This window comes from Pseudomonas sp. 34 E 7 (assembly GCF_900005715.1).
In the GTDB taxonomy this organism is placed as follows: domain Bacteria; phylum Pseudomonadota; class Gammaproteobacteria; order Pseudomonadales; family Pseudomonadaceae; genus Aquipseudomonas; species Aquipseudomonas orientalis_A.
On sequence record NZ_CVTX01000189.1, the window covers coordinates 62,697 to 65,662 of the forward strand.

General features: G+C 62.3%; 4 protein-coding genes. 1 reads left to right on the top strand and 3 read right to left on the bottom strand.

What is annotated here, in order from left to right:
- Positions 1-160 precede the first annotated feature (160 nt).
- The 3 genes from BFP96_RS27055 to BFP96_RS27065 are packed head-to-tail and all read right to left on the bottom strand — an operon-like array spanning position 161 to position 2,196.
- A complete protein-coding gene (locus BFP96_RS27055) occupies positions 161-1,000 on the bottom strand; it encodes a cache domain-containing protein (protein ID WP_065937378.1) in 840 nt (279 codons plus the stop codon).
- Between the two features lie 56 nt (positions 1,001-1,056).
- The gene (gene cynS, locus BFP96_RS27060; protein WP_065937379.1) at positions 1,057-1,527 is read right to left on the bottom strand and encodes a cyanase; all 471 of its coding nucleotides are present in this window, start codon (positions 1,525-1,527) and stop codon (positions 1,057-1,059) included.
- 27 nt (positions 1,528-1,554) lie between these two features.
- Complete coding sequence (locus BFP96_RS27065) at positions 1,555-2,196, bottom strand: carbonic anhydrase (protein WP_065897707.1); 642 nt, start codon at positions 2,194-2,196, stop codon at positions 1,555-1,557.
- Positions 2,197-2,309: 113 nt separating this feature from the next.
- Here BFP96_RS27065 and cynR point away from each other — a divergent pair.
- Positions 2,310-2,966, top strand: a 657-nt coding sequence (cynR, locus tag BFP96_RS27070; protein ID WP_065937380.1) for a transcriptional regulator CynR, incomplete at its 3' end; no start/stop codon positions are given.

Sequence of the window (2,966 nt, forward strand, 5' to 3'; positions counted from 1 at the left end):
CGTCAGGGCGGAACCCTAAGTGGCCGTGACCGCAGAAACGGATATGTACTCGATCTGATCCAACATCCTGGTCGGCCCAGAGGCCGCCATCGGGAGCAAGCCCCCTCCCACATAAAGCCAACAGCGTACATATCCGTTAGATAGGTACTCGCCAGACGCATCAGGGACTGTAATACCCCACCGCCACCATCAAATGCCCGGCCTTGCGCACATAAGCATGCTTATTCTCAATCTTCCCGGTTACCGGGTTCTTCCAGCGGTATTTATATTCGCCCTGATCCTGTTCCCCCATCAACGCAAGGATCGGCTCCCCGACAGGCCGGCCATCCGGGTCGTTGACCTTGGCGAAATCGGTATTGATCAAACGCAGGTTGGTGCCGTGCGCCACATAGCGCCGCGTATTCAGGTCAACCACGAACACGTAGAGATCATCCTGCAGGAAACCACCCTGCAATGAGTTGATCGCCTTGAGCGTCCCCGCTTCGTCCTTCACCAGCGCGTTCACCGCCTTGTTGCGCAGCGCCCGCGCCTGCTCCGGCGTGGCCCGTGGCAGGTAATAGCCGACCGCCAGGATGCGCTCGCCCACCCGCTGGTAAAACACGTGCTTGTGTTCGACCTTGCCGTCATTCCAGTTCTGCCAGCGATAATCGGCCTGCTGGATACCCTGGCCTTCGGGCGCGCTGATGGCGTGTTTGAACGAGGCTTGCAGGTCAGGCCCGAGGACTTCGGACACGTCGCGTCCGATCAAGGCCGAGGAGGGGCCGCCGCTGGCCAGCAGCACGCCTTTGGTGTCGACCACGAAGACGTAACGGTCCTGGTCGATGAATTCGCCCTGGCGGCTGAAAGCGGCCAACGCCTTGTCGCCATTGTTCTGGTAGTAAACCAGGGCCTTGTCCAGCAACGCCTTGGCCGCTTGAGCGTCGGCGTCATTGGCCGTGTCGGCGTGCACCTGGCTGCCGCACAACAGCAGCAGCCAGGCGAGTCGTAGCAGTGCGTTCATCTACCCGTCCCTCGGTCTTGTTGGAATGACAAGAGCGTAGACGGTTCGGCGAACGATCAGAAGGGTTTGGTTGGCAGATATTTACCGTCCAGGGTGATCACCGCGCGCGAACCTCCGTCCGGGTCTTCGACTTTCTTGATGTCCAGCTTGAAGTTGATCGCGCTGATGATGCCGTCGCCAAACTGCTCATGCACCAGGGCCTTGAGGGTGGAGCCGTAGACCTGCAGCATTTCGTAGAACCGGTACATCGTCGGATCGGTCGGCACGCCGCCGGGGAAGCTGCCGCGCAGGGGCACGCTTTGCAGCAGGCGGCTGGCGTCCTCGTCCAGGCCGAGTTTGGCGCACACTACGTCGGCGGCGTCCCTGGGCAGCGGATGCTGGCCGAGCAGGGCGGCGGTGACGAAGGCCAGGCTCAGGCCGGTGCCGTCGGCGAGGTCCTGCCAGGACAGGTTCTTGCGTGCCTTGAGGTCGATGACGGTGTCGGCCAGGGCCAGGCGAGGGGTTTGGGAAAAGTTCGATTGCAGCATGATGAAGTCCTCTTGGGTTGAATGGGTTCAGGCGGCGTGAGCGCGGGTGGTCGGGTGTTCGAGCAGGGACACGAAGCGTGCGCTGCGTCCGTCCAGTGCGTCGATGCCACCGGTTTCGATGTCGTATACCCAGCCGTGCAGGTTCAGCCGGCCTTGCTCCAGCGCCAGGGCGACGGATGGGTGAGTCTTGAGGTTAGCCAATTGAGCGACCACGTTTTCACGCACCAGTGCATCCAGGCGCGCCGCGTCCGAGACGTGCTGGCGGGCGGCGTTGATGACCTTGGCCGACTCGGCATGGCGCAGCCAGTTGGCTACCGCAGGCAGGTGGTCCAGGCAGGTGCAGGTGGAGATGGCGGTCATTGCGCCGCAGTCGGAGTGGCCGCAGATCACGATGTCGCTTACGCCGAGTACCGCCACCGCATATTCGACCGTGGCCGATACGCCGCCCGGTTCCGGCCCGTAGGACGGCACGATATTGCCGGCGTTGCGGATGACGAACAGGTCGCCGGGTTCCTGCTGGGTCAGCAGTTCCGGGACCACACGGCTGTCGGAGCACGACACGAACAACGTGCCGGGGTTTTGCGTGGTGGCCAGGTGTTTGAACAGGTCGCTGCGTTCGGCAAAGGCTTCGCGCTGGAATTTGCGAAAGCCGTCGATGAGGTGCTGCATGAGGGTTTCTCCTTGCGTGGCTGATGGGGCAAGGATGGAAGTTTTCGTCTATAGCGTCCAAGACCGGCTTATTATGGTTTCTATAAGCCCTGCCTATAGTTGGAACGTCGTTGATGCTGTTGCGCCATATCCGTTATTTGCTGGCCGTTGCCGAGCACCGCAATTTCACCCGCGCGGCCCAGGCGCTGCATGTGTCGCAGCCGACCTTGTCACAACAGATCAAGCAACTTGAAGACACCTTGGGCGCGCCGCTGCTCGATCGTTCCGGGCGCAGCGTCAGCCTGACGGATGCGGGGCAGGCTTATGTTCGCTTTGCCCGGCTGGCCTTGCAGGACCTGGAGGCCGGCACCCGTGCGATGCATGACGTGCAGGACTTGAGCCGCGGGCATCTGCGCCTGGCGATGACCCCGACCTTTACCGCCTACCTGATCGGCCCGTTGCTGGCGCAGTTCCATGGGCTGTACCCGGGCATCACCTTGAGCGTCGAAGAGTTGACCCAGGACCGCATCGAAGCCGCGCTGGGCGAGGATTTGCTGGATATCGGCATCGGCTTTGCCGGCGAGCACGGGCCGGATATCGAGTGTGAGGCATTGTTTGCCGAGGCCTTGAGCGTGGTGGTGCGGGCGGATTCGCCCGAGGTGAATCGGTCGGCAGGGTTCGAGCAGCCGCTGGTCCTGCTCGATGCGGGGTTTGCCACGCGCCGCTATATCGATGACTACTGCCGCCGGCAGGGCGTAACACCGCGCATTGTCATGGAGGCCAACTCCATC